The sequence below is a fragment of the uncultured Erythrobacter sp. genome (assembly GCF_947502395.1).
In the GTDB taxonomy this organism is placed as follows: domain Bacteria; phylum Pseudomonadota; class Alphaproteobacteria; order Sphingomonadales; family Sphingomonadaceae; genus Erythrobacter.
This window is the reverse complement of record NZ_CANMZM010000001.1, coordinates 172,819-188,642: the sequence shown is the minus strand read 5'-3', so window position 1 is coordinate 188,642 and position 15,824 is coordinate 172,819. Positions and strand designations below refer to the sequence as shown.

Sequence of the window (15,824 nt, the reverse complement as noted above, 5' to 3'; positions counted from 1 at the left end):
TGGTCAAGCCGCGTGAATCAAACCGCAACAGGAGCCTTGATTGGAGGTAGAGGTGCGTAATCATGCACCACAAAGTCCTCGATTTTGTAATCGAAAATTGTTTCAGGCTTTCGGGTGATTTCGAGCGTCGGGTGACCAGACGGTGTGCGAGTCAGTTGCTCCTCGATCAAATGGGCGTGATTCAGATAGAGATGCACGTCCCCTCCCATCCAGATAAGCTCGCCCGGCTCAAGCCCCACTTGCTGTGCCAGCATCCGGGTCAAAAGCGCCGCTGACCAAAGGTTAAACGGGAGGCCCAAAGCGACATCGCAAGAGCGTTGGTAGAGCATGCAATTGAGCCGATCATCGGCGACGTGAAACTGATAGGTCTTGTGGCACGGCGGTAGGGCCATCTGGTCGAGTTCGGCCACGTTCCAACCTTCGATGATGTGGCGACGGCTTCCGGGGTTGTTGCGCAAGCTCTCCACCACATCGGCAACCTGATTGATTCCTTGCCCCTTTTCGAAAAGGCCATCTTCGCGTCTTCGGTAGGTCGGCCAATCGACCCATTGCTTGCCGTAGACCGGACCAAGGTCGCCCCATTTTTGAGCGAAGGCCTCATCATCGGCAATTCGCTGAACGAAGTCTTCGAGCGCGATCTCCTTGCCTGTCTCTTTGACGTAGCGAGCATGCGGCCACTCATTCCAAATCTTCACGCCTTGCAAGACAAGAGGACGAATATTGGTTTCACCCGTCAGGAACCACAGCATCTCGCGCGTCGCTGTCTTCCAATAGACGCGCTTCGTGGTGAGGAGCGGCATCGCGCCATCACCCAAATCATACCGCAACATCGCCCCTGCAATCGAGCGGGTGCCCACTCCAGTGCGATCCGAGCGCTCGCTTCCAGCAGTCCAAATCTGCCGCATGAGGCCGAGATATTGCTGCTCAGGATGTGCGCTCACGGTCGGAATCGGTTGGGTAGCCATGGGCGAAACTATAGGCGCGAGGTGGCGCGCTTGCTACCTTGCCTATCCACACCCTGACAGCGCACTATTGACCGTGGACGTGCCCACCCTGCTCGGCATATTCACCGCGCGGGGTATCAATGAGACCTGAGAAGAACAGCGCATTCATCAGCAGCTTCTCCGTGCCAGGGTAGGTCCCGCGAAACACAGGATTATCTGCCATCAGTACGACAGTCCCCTGCCCTTTTCGCTCGGCGACGACAGAAGGCGTTCCGCCAATCTCTTCCAAGCGGCGATCGGACGCATAGCCGGTCAGCAAAGGATCGTCCTTATATTGCACTGGCACGGCGTAAGGGTTCTCCTCGGGCACTTGCAAAGTAAAGCTCACATTGCGGTGCACGGGCAGATCACGATCGCTAAAGCCAAAGCCTAGCGGATGCGAGGTATCGAGGTCCGCCGCAAAGATAGCGCCGCCGATCACATGCTCGGCATCGCGAAGGTTCAACTCTTCGAAATTCAGGCGCTCGGTCTGTTCTTCGTCACCTTCCTCATCCTCGTCATCCTCTTTGCGCCCCAGGATATGCTCCTCGGCCCACAAGGATGCATCACGCGTGGCGATCAGTGTGCCGCCTTGCTCGATCCAGCGGTCCAAGCCTTGGGTCACCGGTTCAGACAGCCCAGCGTTTCCGCCAACCAAGACAAGGTGCGTGTAATCGCTCCAGTTCAGGCTGTCCAAACGGTCCTTACTCACCAAGGTCACCGGCATTCTGTGCCCATGATCGAGGGTCCACCATACTTCCCCGGCATCGTAGTAAGAAAGGCCGCCGCTGTAAGCGAGAACCACGCGGGGCTGTTCAAGCGAACGGAAGATATTGGAAGCGCCCAGATCGCGGCCTGTCACAGGCGTGAGGCCAGAAGTAGCGGCATAAACGGGCACGCCATCTTCAGATGCAATGGTCTGCATGATCGTGAAAATCGCGTCGTGCGACACCTTTTGGCGATCCAGCGGCACAAAGATCGCACCGCGGCCAAGTTCGACTTCGCCGCCAGTGGTGAGAACAACTGTTCCCTCCATCGCCGCTCTTGCCATGACACCCTTTGACAAAATGCGATTGAGTGCACGCGGAGCGTATGTGTGCGACCAGTCGAAGACATAACCATAAGGTGCACGGTCGGGCGCGCTAGCGCTTTGGAACGCTCCCTTTGCAGGCTCAGCCAAAGATGGTGCCCGGCTCACTTCAGCATAATCGAGGTCATAGGCAAGCGGCAAAGTCCAACCAGACACATCGTAGAAGATGTTCTCCTTGAAGCTCGTCACGCGCTCAAAAATGCCTCTGATCATGCGGTTATTGGTTTGCGACATTGAGACGAAATAGCTCGAACCTGCAGAATATCGTTGCCCGCCAATGGTAAGATCGGACGCCAGAGCGCTGACCTCAATATCATGCATATCGAGAAGCCGAACAAAACGGCTTGCGCGTTCGGGGTCACCCTCGGCAGTGAAAACCCAACCACCTCTAGAGGCTTGGCGAGCATTCTCAGCGAAGAAGTCGCGTTGATAGGCGGTAATCTCACCGCGTAGATCGAGCGCACCCTGAATACTGGTCAGCGCCGTGCGGAACTGCGTGCGCACATTTTGCGCGGTTTTGACTAGGCCCCGCTCCGTCTCGATCGCGCCGCCCCTCGCCGCGCCCGCTTCGAACAAAATTCCAAGCGCACCGTTGATCTGAGGATAGGTCGAACCCTTGCCGATATAGTAATTATCGAAGCGTTCTTCGGTTGTGTAGAGGTGCCCCACACTATCGAGATAGTCTGCGTGGCGCGTGGCGATGCCATAGGTAAGCTCGCGCGCACGATCTGGGATCAGCGGGTTCCGGCGAAGCTCTTCACCCGGGTGGAAATAGTACGGCGCGTTCGATCCCATCTCATGGTAATCGACCGACAGCATGGGCTTCCACTTGTGCCACTGCTTGATCCAAGCCTGCGATTCTGGCTGAGTTAAAAGCAGCCACTGACGGTTGAGGTCGAACCAATAGTGGTTGGTGCGCGCCTCGATCCACAGATCGTGCGCAGCGTCATTGGGATCGGTGTTGTCCGAATAGGACCAGAAGGTGTCGACGTGATCTATCCGGCGTGTGTGGCCGTCCGGATTAAACGGCACCGTGAACAGCAGAACTGTGTTGTCGAGCTGCGCTTCGACCGCTGCACCTTGCGCCGCAGCGAAGTGATAGAGCACCGGAACAGCGGCTTCCATGCCAGAGGTCTCCGCCCCGTGCACGCCGAAGTTGAGCCATAGCACCATGGGCGCTGCATCGGGAGCCGCCCTACCTTCTAACCGTGCCAAATGCACTTGCCTAATGCTCTCCAGATTGGCGTGGTTTTCGGGACTGGTGACGATGAAGGTCAGGATCGGACGGCGCTCATGCGAATAACCGATGGTTTCGACCACGATCCGGTCCGAATTCGCTGCAAGGCCTCGCAAATAAGGGACCATATCACCAAGGCGCACGGGTCTTTCGCCGATCTCATATCCTACAGCGTCCTCATAGGCGGGCACGCTATCGTCGTATGTCACCCCTTCAACCTGGAAGTAGCTAACCGGCTCTGCCCATACGGGCGACGCGATCAGAAACAGGGAGAATGCGACGAGAAAACGGCCCAACATGGAGGCTCCTTCAAGATTCTTGACTGTGCGAGTGCTTACTAACCGTTCACTGGTGCTGTAAACTCAAACGGCAAATTGACCGCGCATAAGGTTCATTGAGGCGATACCAAGGGCGATGGTCAACCCTCCCAGCCCCAAAGACAAATGCCACCTTAGGCGCATGAAATCCGGCGCTGCGAAACCAAGCGCACGATCGACCGTTGGTGACAGAGCAATCAACGCGCCCAGGTAGAGCAATGCAGGCCCCGGCCATTCCCAGCCGATACTCCAAGGCAAGAAAAGTGCTACTGCAAGCAGGCTTGGCATCACCGCTACAAGATATGCACCGGCACCGGCTCTCCCGCTTTGGATCGCCTGACCCCACCAAACGCCGCCTAGGAAGCTAAAGATCGCGGCCGCATAGGCAAAGCCACCAGCAATTGCAGTGAAAGCGTATTCGCTCTGCGTCACGGTGAGACCAAGGCATATGATCTGCGGCAGTAATCCTGCATATCCAAGCCATCGCGAAGCCGGGGTAAGCGAAGTGTGAGAGGTCATCTGTTGTCTTCTTCGTGAATAGGGTGCCGAATTGGGATCGTCGATAAAGTCGCGCAAGGAGGCTGCGTGCGCATAACAGCACCTTAACCTTGGAAAGTGGAACTCGGTTCCCACATGGCCGTTGTAACGGCAAACCAACAATTTGAGAGATTTCCGTGTCTGACAAAGAGCCTGACGACAGTTTTGGCACAGGCTCAACGCCCGAGCGCGCGCGCGAACGCGCCGTTCCCTCAAGTCGGATCGCCCGGATCGGATCTTTTGGAAGGCTGGTGGGCGGAGTTGCAGGAGGCATGGCAGCCGAAGGCGTTCGCCGGATTGCCAGCGGCGAAGGTGTCTCCACACGCGATTTGATCCTCACGCCCGGTAATATCACTCGCATGACCGATCGCCTCTCGCACATGCGTGGAGCCGCGATGAAGATGGGTCAGATGATCAGCATGGACGCTGGTGATTTCCTTCCCGAAGAGCTCTCCAGCATCCTCGGCCGTTTGCGCGATCAGGCGAATTTCATGCCGACCAAGCAATTGGATCAGGTGCTTAAGAGCGAATGGGGCAATGATTGGCGGCGCCAGTTCAAATGGTTCAACCCGCGCCCCATCGCCGCCGCCAGTATTGGTCAAGTCCACAAAGCCATGACCCGCGACGGTCAGGAACTGGCAATCAAAGTCCAATACCCCGGCATTGCCAAAAGCATCGACAGCGATGTCGACAATGTCATGACACTGCTAAAGGTGGCGGGTTTTGCCCCTCCAGAGCTGGAGATCGACAAGCTCCTCACCGCAGCTAAGAAACAACTCCATGAGGAAGCCGATTATCAGCGCGAAGGCGCGCAGATGGAGCTGTATCGCAAGCGGTTGGAAGGCGAAGATGGATTTGTGGTGCCGCGCCTGCATGAAGGGCTGACCCGTGGATCAATCCTCGCCATGAGCTTTGAGGCAGGGTCGAGCATCGAAGACCTCAAGGACGAACCCGAAAGCCGCATCAATGAGGTGACCGAACGAATGATGCGTCTGGTTGCGCGCGAATTGTTCGAGTTTGGCGTGATGCAGACCGACCCCAATTTCGCCAATTTTCGCTATCGCCGAGATACTGACCAGATCATCCTTCTCGACTTTGGCGCATGCCGAGCTGTAGATCCTGAAGTGGCGAATGGCTATCGCAAGATGTTGCAAGCTGGGCTCAATGGCAACCGTGAGGAAGTGCTGGCCGCGACGATTAAAGCCGGTTTCATGATGCCTATCGTGGCAGAGCGTCACCCAGAGCGCGTGGGGCGGATGATCGACATTGTCATCAATGAGATGCGCGAAGATACTGCCTTCGACTTCGGCGATCGCAGCTTTGTTCCACTCCTGCGCGACGAGGGTTGGGAGATTGCGCAGGACAAAGCCACCTGGGCCTTCCCTCCTATCGAAACGCTTTTCGTACAACGGAAAGTTTCAGGCACCGCTCTATTGGGCGCTCGACTGAAGGCCAAAGTCAATGTTCGGCGAATGACCGAAGAAATCCTTGAGAAAACCGATCCCTTTGTGGTTAGCGTAGTATAATCTTTAACCCATAAATTGATTGGTGATATTTTTCCAATTCGTTAGTTGTATTTGTTGCAAGATCCTCAAGTGATGATAAGCTTCATTTATGCATTGGGGAAAAGATCAAGACCTGTCGGTCCTATTCGTGTGCCTAGGCAATATTTGCCGATCACCGATGGCTGAAGGCGCATTTCGAGCCGCTGCGGAGAAGATTGGGCTGAAGGTGCACACGGATTCAGTGGGTACCGCGGGCTATCATGTTGGTGAGAACCCTGATCCGCGTGCTGTTCATGTGGCGCGACAGCATGGAGTTGATATTTCTGCTGCGCGTGGACGACAACTTGCTGATGAGGACTTCACCGCATTCACGCATATCTTAGCACTCGACACGGCCAATTTGGCCGGAATCAAAGCCCGCGCACCACGCATTCGCAAGGCGGAGCTTGGTCTGCTTTTGAACGTATTTGAGGGTCGCAATGACGGCTCTGTGCCCGATCCCTACTATGGCGATGAGAGTGATTTTGCCGAATGCTGGGATCAGATTTCCGAGGCGACGGAGGAGTTGGCAAACCAGCTAAAGCAACAGGACGAAAGCTCAAACGCGTAAGGCACTTCGAACGGTCGTCAGACCATTTTTCGTCCAAATCCTCGTGCTCTTTGTGGAGCTGGAGAAGAAGCGTTTGGTGTATTGCCTCTTTCCATTCGACGAGCGGGCCTCGCCTGAGGGGCGAGAGCTTCATCAGGTGCGTTAGTGATCGCATCGAGAATACCTTCCAGCATGCCCGCGCGTTTTTCGAGCATCATCTCCGCTATTCGCGCCCTGCCCAAGCTTTGGTCGGCCGACTTGATCACCAAATGGCGTTGCGAAATGAAGTTGACGCTAGTGGTTTCGATGTCGATGCTGGTGATCTGGTCGTAGCGGATTGTCTTTGAACCCAACAGTCCGAAGAATTCCAGTGAGTTGTGACCGATCTTGGCGATTTGGTTGTCTGCGAGATATCGAACGCAGAATGCGAGAGCGAAAAGCATGACGGGTGTCAAGATTGCTCCTGCAAATGCGACCTTCCCTTCAAAGCTAAAGAAGGCCCACAACCCCGCCCAAAGCATGAGGCAAGTTGCGGCAGCCATAATGCTAAGTTTTACTCGCGAATAACAAACAGCCTTCATCGATCACCCCTTGTACTGGAAAAACCAATAGGAGGAAGCTTCGAAGACTTTGTTAATTGGGGGAATTTTTCCGGCTACCCGCCGCGCAAGAGCTGCACTCCCCAATCCCGCTCAAACAGATACAGCAGTATCCGCGCCGCCTCCCCTCGCTCGGAGGTGAGTCCCCCGTCGCGCTCCATTAAAAGCCTTGCATCAGCGTGGGCTGCGGGAAGGAGTTTTTGCACCTGCTCAAGATCAGCAATGCGGAATGCGGCCTCGCCCGATTGGCGCGTGCCCAGAAGTTCGCCCCCGCCGCGAAGTTCAAGGTCCTTCTCGGCAAGGTAAAACCCGTCTTGAGATTCCTTCACATAGGTAAGGCGCTTCTTGCCGGTTTCAGAAAGTTCGTCTGACCGCAGGAGCACGCAGCGGCTTTTCTCCGAGCCCCGCCCGACACGCCCGCGCAATTGATGAAGCTGCGCCAAGCCAAAGCGCTCTGCCTGCTCGATCACCATAAGGGTGGCGCTGGGCACATCCACTCCGACTTCGATAACGGTGGTCGCGATCAGCAGCTTGGCCTTACCGCTCGCGAAAGCCTCCATGTTTGCGTCTTTGATCTCTGGGTGCAGTTGACCGTGAACCATCACGACTTGGTCGCCGAAATGTTCGGCAAGCTGAGCATAACGCGCCTCTGCCGCAGCAATGTCAGACGTTTCAAAGGACCCGCTAGCCTCGCGCACCATAGGACAAACCCAATAGGCTTGTTGCCCGGTGGCGAGGTGACGTCCGACCGCTGCGACCATTTCTTCCAAGCGGCCTTGGGGGAAAACCAGCGTGTCGATTGTCTGCCTGCCCGGAGGCAACTCATCAAGGCGGCTGACATCCATCTCGCCATATTGCGCAAGAGTTAAGCTGCGCGGGATCGGCGTTGCGGTCATAGCGAGCGTATGCGGCGCGCGCTTGCCTTTCCCCGCAAGTGCCAAGCGCTGGGCCACGCCAAAGCGGTGCTGCTCATCGATCACAACCAGCCCCAAATCCTTATAGGTGACGCTGTCTTGAAAGATCGCGTGGGTGCCAACCAGAATGTCGATGTCGCCTTGGAGCAGGCTCATCAAAAGCCCCTCGCGTTCGCGTCCCTTGGCTCTGCCGGTCAGGAGCGCAACTTCGACACCCGTCGGCGCTGCCATTTTGCGAAGTGTCTCGAAGTGTTGGCGCGCAAGGATTTCGGTGGGAGCAAGAAGCGCAGCCTGTTTTCCTGCCTCGTTAGCAATCAGCATCGCTTTGAGGGCAACCACCGTTTTTCCAGCCCCCACATCGCCTTGCAGGAGGCGAAGCATGGGTGCTTCCTGCTGCAAATCACCCTCAATCTCTGTAACCGAGCGCTTTTGTGCACCCGTCATTTCGAACGGCAGATCGAGTTTGGCGCGAAGGCTAGCATCGCCTTGAAGCGCCTGCCCTTTACGCCGACGACTGTCCGCTTTGACCAGTAGCAAAGCGAGGCTGTTTGCCAGCAGCTCATCATAGGCAAGGCGATTGCGTGCAGGCTCATTCAGGCCCTTGTGTGCCTCCCGCACCGCTTTTTGCCAATTGGGCCAGCCTTCCTTCTCAAACTGCCCCGGTTCGATCCATTCGGGTAGTTTAGGCGCCTTCGCCAGAGACTGCTCCACCAAAGATATCACCCGGGGCTGAGTGAGACCTTCGGAAAGGCGATAGACCGGCTCCGTCATCCGCCCCATATTAGCGTCGCTTGTTTCCTCAACGTGGTCGGGATGTACGATCTGGAGCATATCGCCATAGCGGTCCAGCCTGCCCGCGACCCAGCGTTTCTCACCAATAGGTAACTGTTTCTTGCCAGTGTAAGACGCGCGCCCAAAATAGGTGATCGAGCAGATATTACCCACTTCATCCTGAGCCAAAATGCGAAAAGGCCCTCGCCCAGGATTGCGCGCCGCACGGTGCTCAGTAGGCGTAAGCGCAACGATGACCTGCTCGCCCTCGCCCGCCTCATCAAGGTTAGTGATAGCGCGACGCGTCACGAACCTTTCTGGCAGGTGGTAAAGCAGATCGCGCACCCGTGTCAGGCCCAGCTTTTCCAATGGCTTGGCCAACTTGGGCCCAACGCCATCAAGCGTCTGACTCTCAGCAAACAGGGGATTGAGTACGTCGGGCCGCATAGCGATTACTTATACGCGGTTGCAGGGCGGTGACGAGTGCCTTACCTGCATAATCATGCCGGATATGCCCACATTAGAGACCCGTTTGGCCCGCGCCAAATTCCGCGCCTGGCACAGAGGCACGCGCGAGGCCGATTATATGATCGGCGGATATTTCGATCGCTACCATGCCGAATGGGGCGAAACGGAAATGGATTGGTTTGAGGACTTGCTTGCCGAAGACGATGTGGATGTGATGGCATGGGGCCTTCAGACACAGGCTGTGCCAGAGCGGTTTCAAGGCGAGATGATCGAGAAGATGCAACGTCTCGACTACGTCGATATTCCAAGCTAAGCGCGCTGACGAAAACCATTGATAGGCCCCTCGGGAACCCCGCGGGGCCCAATTGCATTTGCACTAAACGCCGCATTTGGACCGAACATGCCTGACCTTTCCCGCATTCTCTCTGCGAAATCGCCGTTGACCTTGTCCTCGCTCCCTCGCGGCGCACAGTCCTTAGTGCTGGCCGACCTTGCACGCGCAGCAAAACGACGCGCCGTGTTTATCGCGCCCGATGATGCTGCAATGCGGTCATTGGCAGAGGCCGCGCGGTTCTTTGCGCCAGAGATTGAGGTGTTGGAGTTTCCAGCATGGGATTGCCTTCCGTATGACCGCGCTTCGCCCGCCTTGTCGGTGAGCGCTGCACGATTGTCGGCTCTGTTCCGCATGCAGCGCCCCTCTTCCAGCTCGCAATTGGTGGTCACGACCGCCAACGCCGTCCTGCAACGCGTGCTCACACCGTTCCGAGTTCGGGAGAGCGTTCGCGAGTTCAAAGTCGGCACAACGATTGGCCATGACAGTTTGGCAGCTCTTCTCACCCGCCAAGGATACTCGCGCACCGACACTGTCATCGACCACGGCGAATTCGCAGTGCGCGGTTCTATCGTCGATATTTTCCCCTCGTCACTCGATGAGGGCCTGCGGCTCGATTTCTTCGGTGATGAGCTAGAAAGCCTTCGCCTTTTTGACCCTTCGACTCAGCGGTCCACCGGGCGCTTGCAAGACCACCTGCTGCTGCCCGCATCAGAGGCGCTGATCGACGATGACAGCATCAAGCGTTTCCGCTCTCGCTACCGCGAATTGTTCGGCGCGAATGCGACGCAGGACCCGCTTTATGAAGCGGTGAGCGATGGTCGGAGGCTTGCGGGGATGGAGCATTGGCTTCCGCTGTTCGAGGACAAGCTGACTACCCTATTCGACCACCTGAGCGCCGAAGATGTTGTGGTGATTGACAGCGGCGCAGTTGGTGCAGCGGAAGAGCGCCTTTCTGACATCACCGACTATCACAAGCAACGCGAACGCATCGCCAGCGAAAAGTCTGGCAGCTATCGCCCGCTTGGCAAAGACGCGCTCTATCTCGCAGAGGACGAGTTCAGGACCGCCCTCGCCTCGGTTACCACCCACAAAGCCAGCGTCTTCGCGGAACCAGAAAGCGCCACGACACTAGACTTCGGCTTCAAAGCTGCCCGCGACTTTGCACCCGAGCGCGCGCGCGGTGACAATATCTATGAGGCCGCGGCAAAACACTTCGGCGCTATCACCAAATCCGGCAAGAAAGCCCTCTTCGCCGCCTATTCCACCGGAAGCCGCGCGCGGATTGCCTCAATCCTAGAGGAAGCAGGCGCACCATCGGTGATCGCCGACAATTGGCAAGAAGCCCAAGGGTTGGCGGCCAAAGGCAAGATCGCCGCTATGGTCTTGCCGCTCGACACAGGGTTTTCCAATGAGGGTCTAGAGATCCTCACCGAGCAGGATGTGCTTGGCGACCGGCTTGTCCGCCGCAAGAAAAAGCGTAAGGATTCCGATGCGTTTCTGGCGGAGCTTCAAGCGCTCACCAAAGGCGATTTGGTGGTCCATGTCGAACACGGCATCGGCAAGTACATGGGCCTCGAAGGCGTGCCCGTAGGCAAGAGTAAGCATGACTGCGTGCAGCTTGAATACAAGGGCGGCGACAAGCTCTTTATCCCCGTCGAAAACCTAGAAGTCCTCTCACGCTATGGCTCCTCCGAAGATGCCGTCATGCTTGACCGATTGGGCGGAGAAGCATGGCAGAAACGCCGCGCGAAACTCAAAGAGCGCATCACCGCAATCGCAGGCGAATTGATGAAGGTTGCCGCAGAACGCGCGCTTAAGAAAGCCCCCGTTTTCCAAGCCGACGATGCGAGCTTCAACCAATTTGTCGATCGCTTCCCTTGGGAAGAAACCGAGGATCAGGACGCAGCCATTGGCGACGTTCTGCGCGACCTTGAAAGCGGCAAGCCAATGGACCGCTTGGTGTGCGGCGATGTTGGCTTTGGCAAAACCGAAGTGGCTTTGCGCGCAGCCTTCGTCGCCGCCATGAACGGTCAGCAAGTGGCGATTGTGGCCCCCACAACTTTGCTCGCGCGCCAGCATTACACCAACTTCAAAGAACGCTTTGCGGGCTTCCCTTTGAACATCGGCCGCCTCTCGCGTCTAGTCGCTTCCAAAGAGATGACCGAGACGCGCGAAGGTCTGGCTTCGGGTCAGATTGATATCATCGTTGGCACCCACGCAATCCTCTCCAAATCGACCGAGTTCAAAAACCTTGGCCTCGTGATCGTCGACGAGGAACAGCGCTTTGGCGTGACTCACAAAGAGAAGCTGAAACAGCTGCGCTCTGACGTTCACATGCTGACCCTGACCGCAACGCCGATCCCGCGTACGCTGCAAATGGCGATGACGGGTCTGCGCGAGCTTTCGACCATCCAGACCCCTCCCGTCGACCGCCTTGCGGTGCGCACCTATGTGATGGAATGGGACGATATGGTGATGCGCGAAGCGCTGCTGCGCGAACATCACCGCGGCGGGCAGAGCTTTATCGTCGTGCCCCGCATCTCCGATATGCCGGACGTTGAGGAATGGCTGCGCGAAAACGTGCCCGAGGTGAAATCGATCAGCGCCCACGGCCAAATGGGCGCAGGCGAAATCGAAGAGCGGATGAGCGCGTTTTACGAGGGCAAATATGAAGTCCTCCTAAGCACGACCATCGTCGAAAGCGGCCTTGACCTGCCCTCTGCCAACACCATCATCATTCACCGCGCCGACCGCTTTGGCTTGGCTCAGCTCTACCAACTCCGTGGCCGCGTGGGCCGCTCCAAACTGCGCGCCTATGCCTATCTCTCCTACGAGAAGGACGTGCAGCTCTCTGAAATTGCAGAGAAACGCCTCAAGGTGCTTGGCGATCTCGACTCGCTTGGCGCAGGTTTCCAACTCGCCTCCCACGACCTCGACATACGCGGGGCAGGCAACCTTCTCGGCGATGAGCAATCCGGCCATATCCGCGAGGTCGGCTTTGAACTCTACCAATCCATGCTCGAAGACGCGATCATGGCGGCGAAGGCTGGCGAAATGGGTCTGGAGAAAGCCCAAGACGCCTTCTCACCGCAAATTACTGTCGATGCCCCCATCATGATCCCAGAGGATTACGTGCCCGACTTGGCCGTCCGCATGGCGCTCTACCGCCGCCTCAACCAGGCGAATGACAAGGCCGAGATCGAGGCGATGGCCGCCGAGATGATCGACCGTTTCGGCGACCTTCCAGCGCCCACACAAAACCTCGTCAAGCTGATCGAGATCAAGCACCAAGCCATCGAAGCCAACATCGCCAAGATCGACGTGGGCGCGCGCGGCACTCTCGTGACTTTCCACAAGGACGACTTCCCCGATGGCCCGGGCCTCATCGCCTATGTCGACCGCCTCAATGCAAACGGCCAAGAAACCGCCAAGCTGCGCCCTGATATGAAACTCGTAATCAACCGCGCCTGGGGCAGCCCCGAAAGCAGACTCAATGGTTTGTTTCAGCTGACCAAGGGGCTTTCAGGCATAGTTCGAAAGCACAAGGGTAGGAAAGCGGCCTAAGCGTCCCCCGTGCCTTTAGAACTTTCGTGCTCCAGGCTCGGCAACAACTTGATGTTCATCCTGCCAAATAACGTGTCCGGGATCACGAGTGGTCAGAATGTCTACATGCACGCCGCATGCTTCAAGAGCGAGCTTGAGTTGATGCATTTGCTTGATGTGTTCTGTCGCAACTGGCTTGAACCAAGAAAGACCCGGCTGGCCACGTCCTTTCCAGCCACCCCGAGAAAACTTGCTAGGCACCGTTAGATTGTCTTGGAACCAATCAGATAACTCGCCGATCTGCTTGAGTGCCCAAGATGGTGCGAAATCACAATCTCTCGCCTCATCAAACGCCTGAAACAACCCAAGCCGTTGCTTCTGGGACTCAACTCGGCGATAGCAAACGAAGCGGATGAAGGTCCGTTGAGGCTTACCCATGCCCCCGCCCCCGCGCTGTCGCAGCTAGCGCCAACACCTCACCGCTCTTCATCGGCTCGGCGCGCAAGAAACCCTGCCAGTAATCGCAGCCCTCTGACGTGATCGCCGCGCGCTGCACATCGTCCTCAATCCCTTCAGCATAGATCGCCAGATCAAGCGCTTTGCCCAACTGGATAATCGCGCGCAGCACCGCCAAAGCCTTGGCATCGCCCGGCACACCGTCGACCATGATCTTATCCAGCTTGAGCGCATCCAATGGCAATTCCCGCAAATAACGGAAGTTGCAAAAGCCTGCGCCAAAATCATCGAGCGCAGTGCGAAAACCCAGCTTCCTCAGCGCCCGTAATGCCGAAGACGCCTGCTCCAAATTGCGCAAAAGCACGTCCTCGGTGATCTCCAGCATAATCCGTTCAGGCTCAATCGCGCTCTTGGCGATGACCTGCGCAAAGTCGGCAGCGAAACGCGGGTCTCCCAATTCCTCAGGCGTAATGTTGAGCGACACTGTCAGCTCGCGGGGCCACTCACCCGCATCTTCCAGAGCTCGAGCCACCACGTGCCGCGACAAAGGCGCCACCAACGCCGCCCGCTCGGCAATCGCAAACAGATCGCGCGCGCCAATCGTGCCCAAGGTAGGATGTTGCCAACGCGCAAGAGCCTCAGCCCCCACAAGAGCGCCGGTGCGGCAGGAAAACTGCGGTTGAAACAGAACTTCAATCTCACGCCGGTCCAGCGCGCGCAGGAGATCTGCATCGAGCGCTCCTGGTTTCACACCCGGAAACTCACCTGCCACAGGCCCACGAAGCGACCCCGTCAAGGGTCCAGAAAGCCCGCCAGCCTTTGAAGTTTTGCCTTTGCCCATTCCGGTTCCTTTAGCGCTCACTTCACCAATTGCTCTGACTGATTGCAATCCGCCCGATTTTGGAACATCAGGGTCAATCACTAGCGCCGAATATTGGGGGGCGCGTTGCCGGTCTGCCATACACTTTCTCCTACGAGGTGAGTGCGTTGGCAAGGCAACGACGGAGAAACTTGCGGAGAATGCATATGGCGACGGCTACCGGCATGGACGTGAACGAAAGCGCTGTCAGCAGTGGTGACAGCGATGTGGTCAAACGGTTTGAAAACATTGCTTTGGTCGCCTCTGAAACTCCACGCGCGCAAGAGGCCTTTTCCAACCTCGAATCTCAGCGTGATTGGGTTCCAATGGATGCGGCCGATGCCGTGGTTGTCCTCGGCGGTGACGGCTTCATGCTGCATACGCTTCACAAGATGCTTGAACGCGGCCGAATTGTGCCTGCGTATGGGATGAACCGGGGCACCGTGGGCTTTCTCATGAACCGCTACGATGTGCGCGCCAATGTGATGCGGCGGCTTGAGAAAGCCCGCGGCAAGACAATCTCGCCTCTGCGCATCACGGCTGTGACGCAAGATGGTGAGATGCATCGGATGCGCGCGATTAATGAACTCTCCTTGCTGCGTGAGACGCGCCAGACCGGCAAAATCGAAGTCACTGTTGGTAGCCGCGTGCGTATTGAGGAGCTTGTGGGTGATGGCATTCTTGTCTCCACCCCTGCAGGCTCGACAGCGTATAACCTTTCCGCGAACGGTCCGATTCTTCCTTTGGACAGCCGAATGCTGGCGCTGACACCAATCAGCCCGTTCCGTCCTCGACGCTGGCGTGGAGCTATTCTTCCCGACGAAATGCCGATCACCTTGCGAGTGCTTGAACCGGCGAAGCGACCAGTGGCGGCGGTCGCCGACCAAAAAGAGTTGCGCGACATCGCCGAAGTTCATGTGGAGATTGACCATTCTTCAGCGCTCGAATTACTGTTTGACCCGGGACAGTCTTTGGCTGAGCGCATTGTCTCTGAACAATTCGCCGTGGATTAAGACCCGTGCGCAATCTCGCTGACACAGCGAACTGCGTGTTTGGGAGAAAATGCGCGTACCCTGCAAAAGTCTGAAAAACAGGGCAAAGCCGCCAATCGGAGCGGTGCGATGTGTCAACTTTCAAAATTCTCTCAACGGCGCTCGCGATGAACAGCGATTGAAGGCAGGCTAACGGGCGGCCAGCGAGTAGGAAAACGATGCACCATAGACACGCTTCTACGGAGCGCCCGAAACTCCGCAATTCCGGATTTCCTCCTCCGACATGAGCAAGAACGCAAAAAACGTGTGAGACCTCTTGCCAAGGTCGCAAAGCCCCCATATAGGCGCGCTCTCGCTTCCCTTTATACCGCTTGGGAAGCTGCTCCCCGATAGCTCAGCGGTAGAGTAGGTGACTGTTAATCACTTGGTCGTTGGTTCGAATCCAACTCGGGGAGCCATCATTTCTCACATTGACGCACGCATCCACTTGTTGGGATGATAGAGCGCTGACTGACTACGCAGATAGCCCAACACGCGTTTGACTCTCAAAGCACAGCGAAATTGATGTGTGGGGCTGGATAGCCTGCGCTGCGATAAGCAGTTTTCCAATTGAGGAGTCGGGTTGAGCCT

General features: G+C 57.0%; 12 protein-coding genes and 1 tRNA gene. 6 read left to right on the top strand and 7 right to left on the bottom strand.

The window, feature by feature from the left end; translation table 11 throughout:
* Window positions 1-17: 17 nt before the first annotated feature.
* The 3 genes from thyA to Q0778_RS00780 all read right to left on the bottom strand — a co-directional run bounded on the left by thyA (window position 18) and on the right by Q0778_RS00780 (window position 4,146).
* A complete protein-coding gene (thyA, locus tag Q0778_RS00790; protein WP_298303037.1) occupies window positions 18-965 on the bottom strand; it encodes a thymidylate synthase in 948 nt (315 codons plus the stop codon).
* A 64-nt stretch (window positions 966-1,029) separates the two neighbouring features.
* Window positions 1,030-3,609, bottom strand: coding sequence for a M14 family zinc carboxypeptidase (locus tag Q0778_RS00785; protein ID WP_298333322.1), 2,580 nt, complete (start codon window positions 3,607-3,609; stop codon window positions 1,030-1,032).
* 63 nt (window positions 3,610-3,672) lie between these two features.
* Window positions 3,673-4,146, bottom strand: coding sequence for a DUF3429 domain-containing protein (locus Q0778_RS00780; RefSeq protein WP_298303032.1), 474 nt, complete (start codon window positions 4,144-4,146; stop codon window positions 3,673-3,675).
* A 155-nt stretch (window positions 4,147-4,301) separates the two neighbouring features.
* Here Q0778_RS00780 and Q0778_RS00775 point away from each other — a divergent pair, with 155 nt between their 5' ends.
* Both Q0778_RS00775 and Q0778_RS00770 read left to right on the top strand, forming a co-directional pair.
* Complete coding sequence (locus tag Q0778_RS00775; protein WP_298333320.1) at window positions 4,302-5,690, top strand: AarF/ABC1/UbiB kinase family protein; 1,389 nt, start codon at window positions 4,302-4,304, stop codon at window positions 5,688-5,690.
* 88 nt (window positions 5,691-5,778) lie between these two features.
* Complete coding sequence (locus Q0778_RS00770) at window positions 5,779-6,279, top strand: low molecular weight protein-tyrosine-phosphatase (protein ID WP_298303027.1); 501 nt, start codon at window positions 5,779-5,781, stop codon at window positions 6,277-6,279.
* A gap of 17 nt (window positions 6,280-6,296) precedes the next feature.
* Here the strand turns inward: Q0778_RS00770 and Q0778_RS00765 are convergent, their stop codons facing one another.
* A complete protein-coding gene (locus Q0778_RS00765; protein ID WP_298333318.1) occupies window positions 6,297-6,800 on the bottom strand; it encodes a hypothetical protein in 504 nt (167 codons plus the stop codon).
* Between the two features lie 113 nt (window positions 6,801-6,913).
* Window positions 6,914-8,989, bottom strand: a complete 2,076-nt coding sequence (gene recG / locus Q0778_RS00760) for an ATP-dependent DNA helicase RecG (protein ID WP_298333316.1) — start codon at window positions 8,987-8,989, stop codon at window positions 6,914-6,916.
* A gap of 55 nt (window positions 8,990-9,044) precedes the next feature.
* Here recG and Q0778_RS00755 point away from each other — a divergent pair, with 55 nt between their 5' ends.
* Window positions 9,045-9,323 (top strand): succinate dehydrogenase assembly factor 2, encoded by a 279-nt coding sequence (locus tag Q0778_RS00755; protein ID WP_298303399.1) that lies wholly within the window; start codon window positions 9,045-9,047, stop codon window positions 9,321-9,323.
* Window positions 9,324-9,410: 87 nt separating this feature from the next.
* Complete coding sequence (mfd, locus tag Q0778_RS00750; RefSeq protein ID WP_298333314.1) at window positions 9,411-12,908, top strand: transcription-repair coupling factor; 3,498 nt, start codon at window positions 9,411-9,413, stop codon at window positions 12,906-12,908.
* A gap of 15 nt (window positions 12,909-12,923) precedes the next feature.
* Here the strand turns inward: mfd and Q0778_RS00745 are convergent, their stop codons facing one another.
* Together Q0778_RS00745 and Q0778_RS00740 are read right to left on the bottom strand one after the other, a co-directional pair.
* Window positions 12,924-13,325, bottom strand: a complete 402-nt coding sequence (locus Q0778_RS00745; RefSeq protein ID WP_298333312.1) for a hypothetical protein — start codon at window positions 13,323-13,325, stop codon at window positions 12,924-12,926.
* On the bottom strand, window positions 13,318-14,304 hold the full coding sequence (locus Q0778_RS00740; protein WP_298333310.1) for an EAL domain-containing protein: 987 nt from the start codon (window positions 14,302-14,304) through the stop codon (window positions 13,318-13,320). Before Q0778_RS00740 ends, Q0778_RS00745 begins: the two co-directional genes overlap by 8 nt.
* A gap of 83 nt (window positions 14,305-14,387) precedes the next feature.
* Between Q0778_RS00740 and Q0778_RS00735 the strand changes: the two genes are divergently transcribed.
* A complete protein-coding gene (locus Q0778_RS00735) occupies window positions 14,388-15,215 on the top strand; it encodes an NAD kinase (protein ID WP_298334831.1) in 828 nt (275 codons plus the stop codon).
* 362 nt (window positions 15,216-15,577) lie between these two features.
* A tRNA-Asn gene (locus Q0778_RS00730) sits at window positions 15,578-15,652 on the top strand.
* Window positions 15,653-15,824 lie beyond the last annotated feature (172 nt).

What these genes read in the sequence shown, in the direction of transcription:
- Q0778_RS00735 (WP_298334831.1), top strand. Translation starts at nt 14,388, where the DNA reads ATGGACGTGAACGAAAGCGCTGTCAGCAGTGGTGACAGCGATGTGGTC.
- mfd (WP_298333314.1), top strand. Translation starts at nt 9,411, where the DNA reads ATGCCTGACCTTTCCCGCATTCTCTCTGCGAAATCGCCGTTGACCTTG.
- Q0778_RS00755 (WP_298303399.1), top strand. Translation starts at nt 9,045, where the DNA reads ATGCCGGATATGCCCACATTAGAGACCCGTTTGGCCCGCGCCAAATTC.
- Q0778_RS00765 (WP_298333318.1), bottom strand. Translation starts at nt 6,800, where the DNA reads ATGGCTGCCGCAACTTGCCTCATGCTTTGGGCGGGGTTGTGGGCCTTC.
- Q0778_RS00785 (WP_298333322.1), bottom strand. Translation starts at nt 3,609, where the DNA reads ATGTTGGGCCGTTTTCTCGTCGCATTCTCCCTGTTTCTGATCGCGTCG.
- Q0778_RS00745 (WP_298333312.1), bottom strand. Translation starts at nt 13,325, where the DNA reads ATGGGTAAGCCTCAACGGACCTTCATCCGCTTCGTTTGCTATCGCCGA.
- Q0778_RS00770 (WP_298303027.1), top strand. Translation starts at nt 5,779, where the DNA reads ATGCATTGGGGAAAAGATCAAGACCTGTCGGTCCTATTCGTGTGCCTA.
- Q0778_RS00780 (WP_298303032.1), bottom strand. Translation starts at nt 4,146, where the DNA reads ATGACCTCTCACACTTCGCTTACCCCGGCTTCGCGATGGCTTGGATAT.
- thyA (WP_298303037.1), bottom strand. Translation starts at nt 965, where the DNA reads ATGGCTACCCAACCGATTCCGACCGTGAGCGCACATCCTGAGCAGCAA.
- recG (WP_298333316.1), bottom strand. Translation starts at nt 8,989, where the DNA reads ATGCGGCCCGACGTACTCAATCCCCTGTTTGCTGAGAGTCAGACGCTT.
- Q0778_RS00740 (WP_298333310.1), bottom strand. Translation starts at nt 14,304, where the DNA reads ATGGCAGACCGGCAACGCGCCCCCCAATATTCGGCGCTAGTGATTGAC.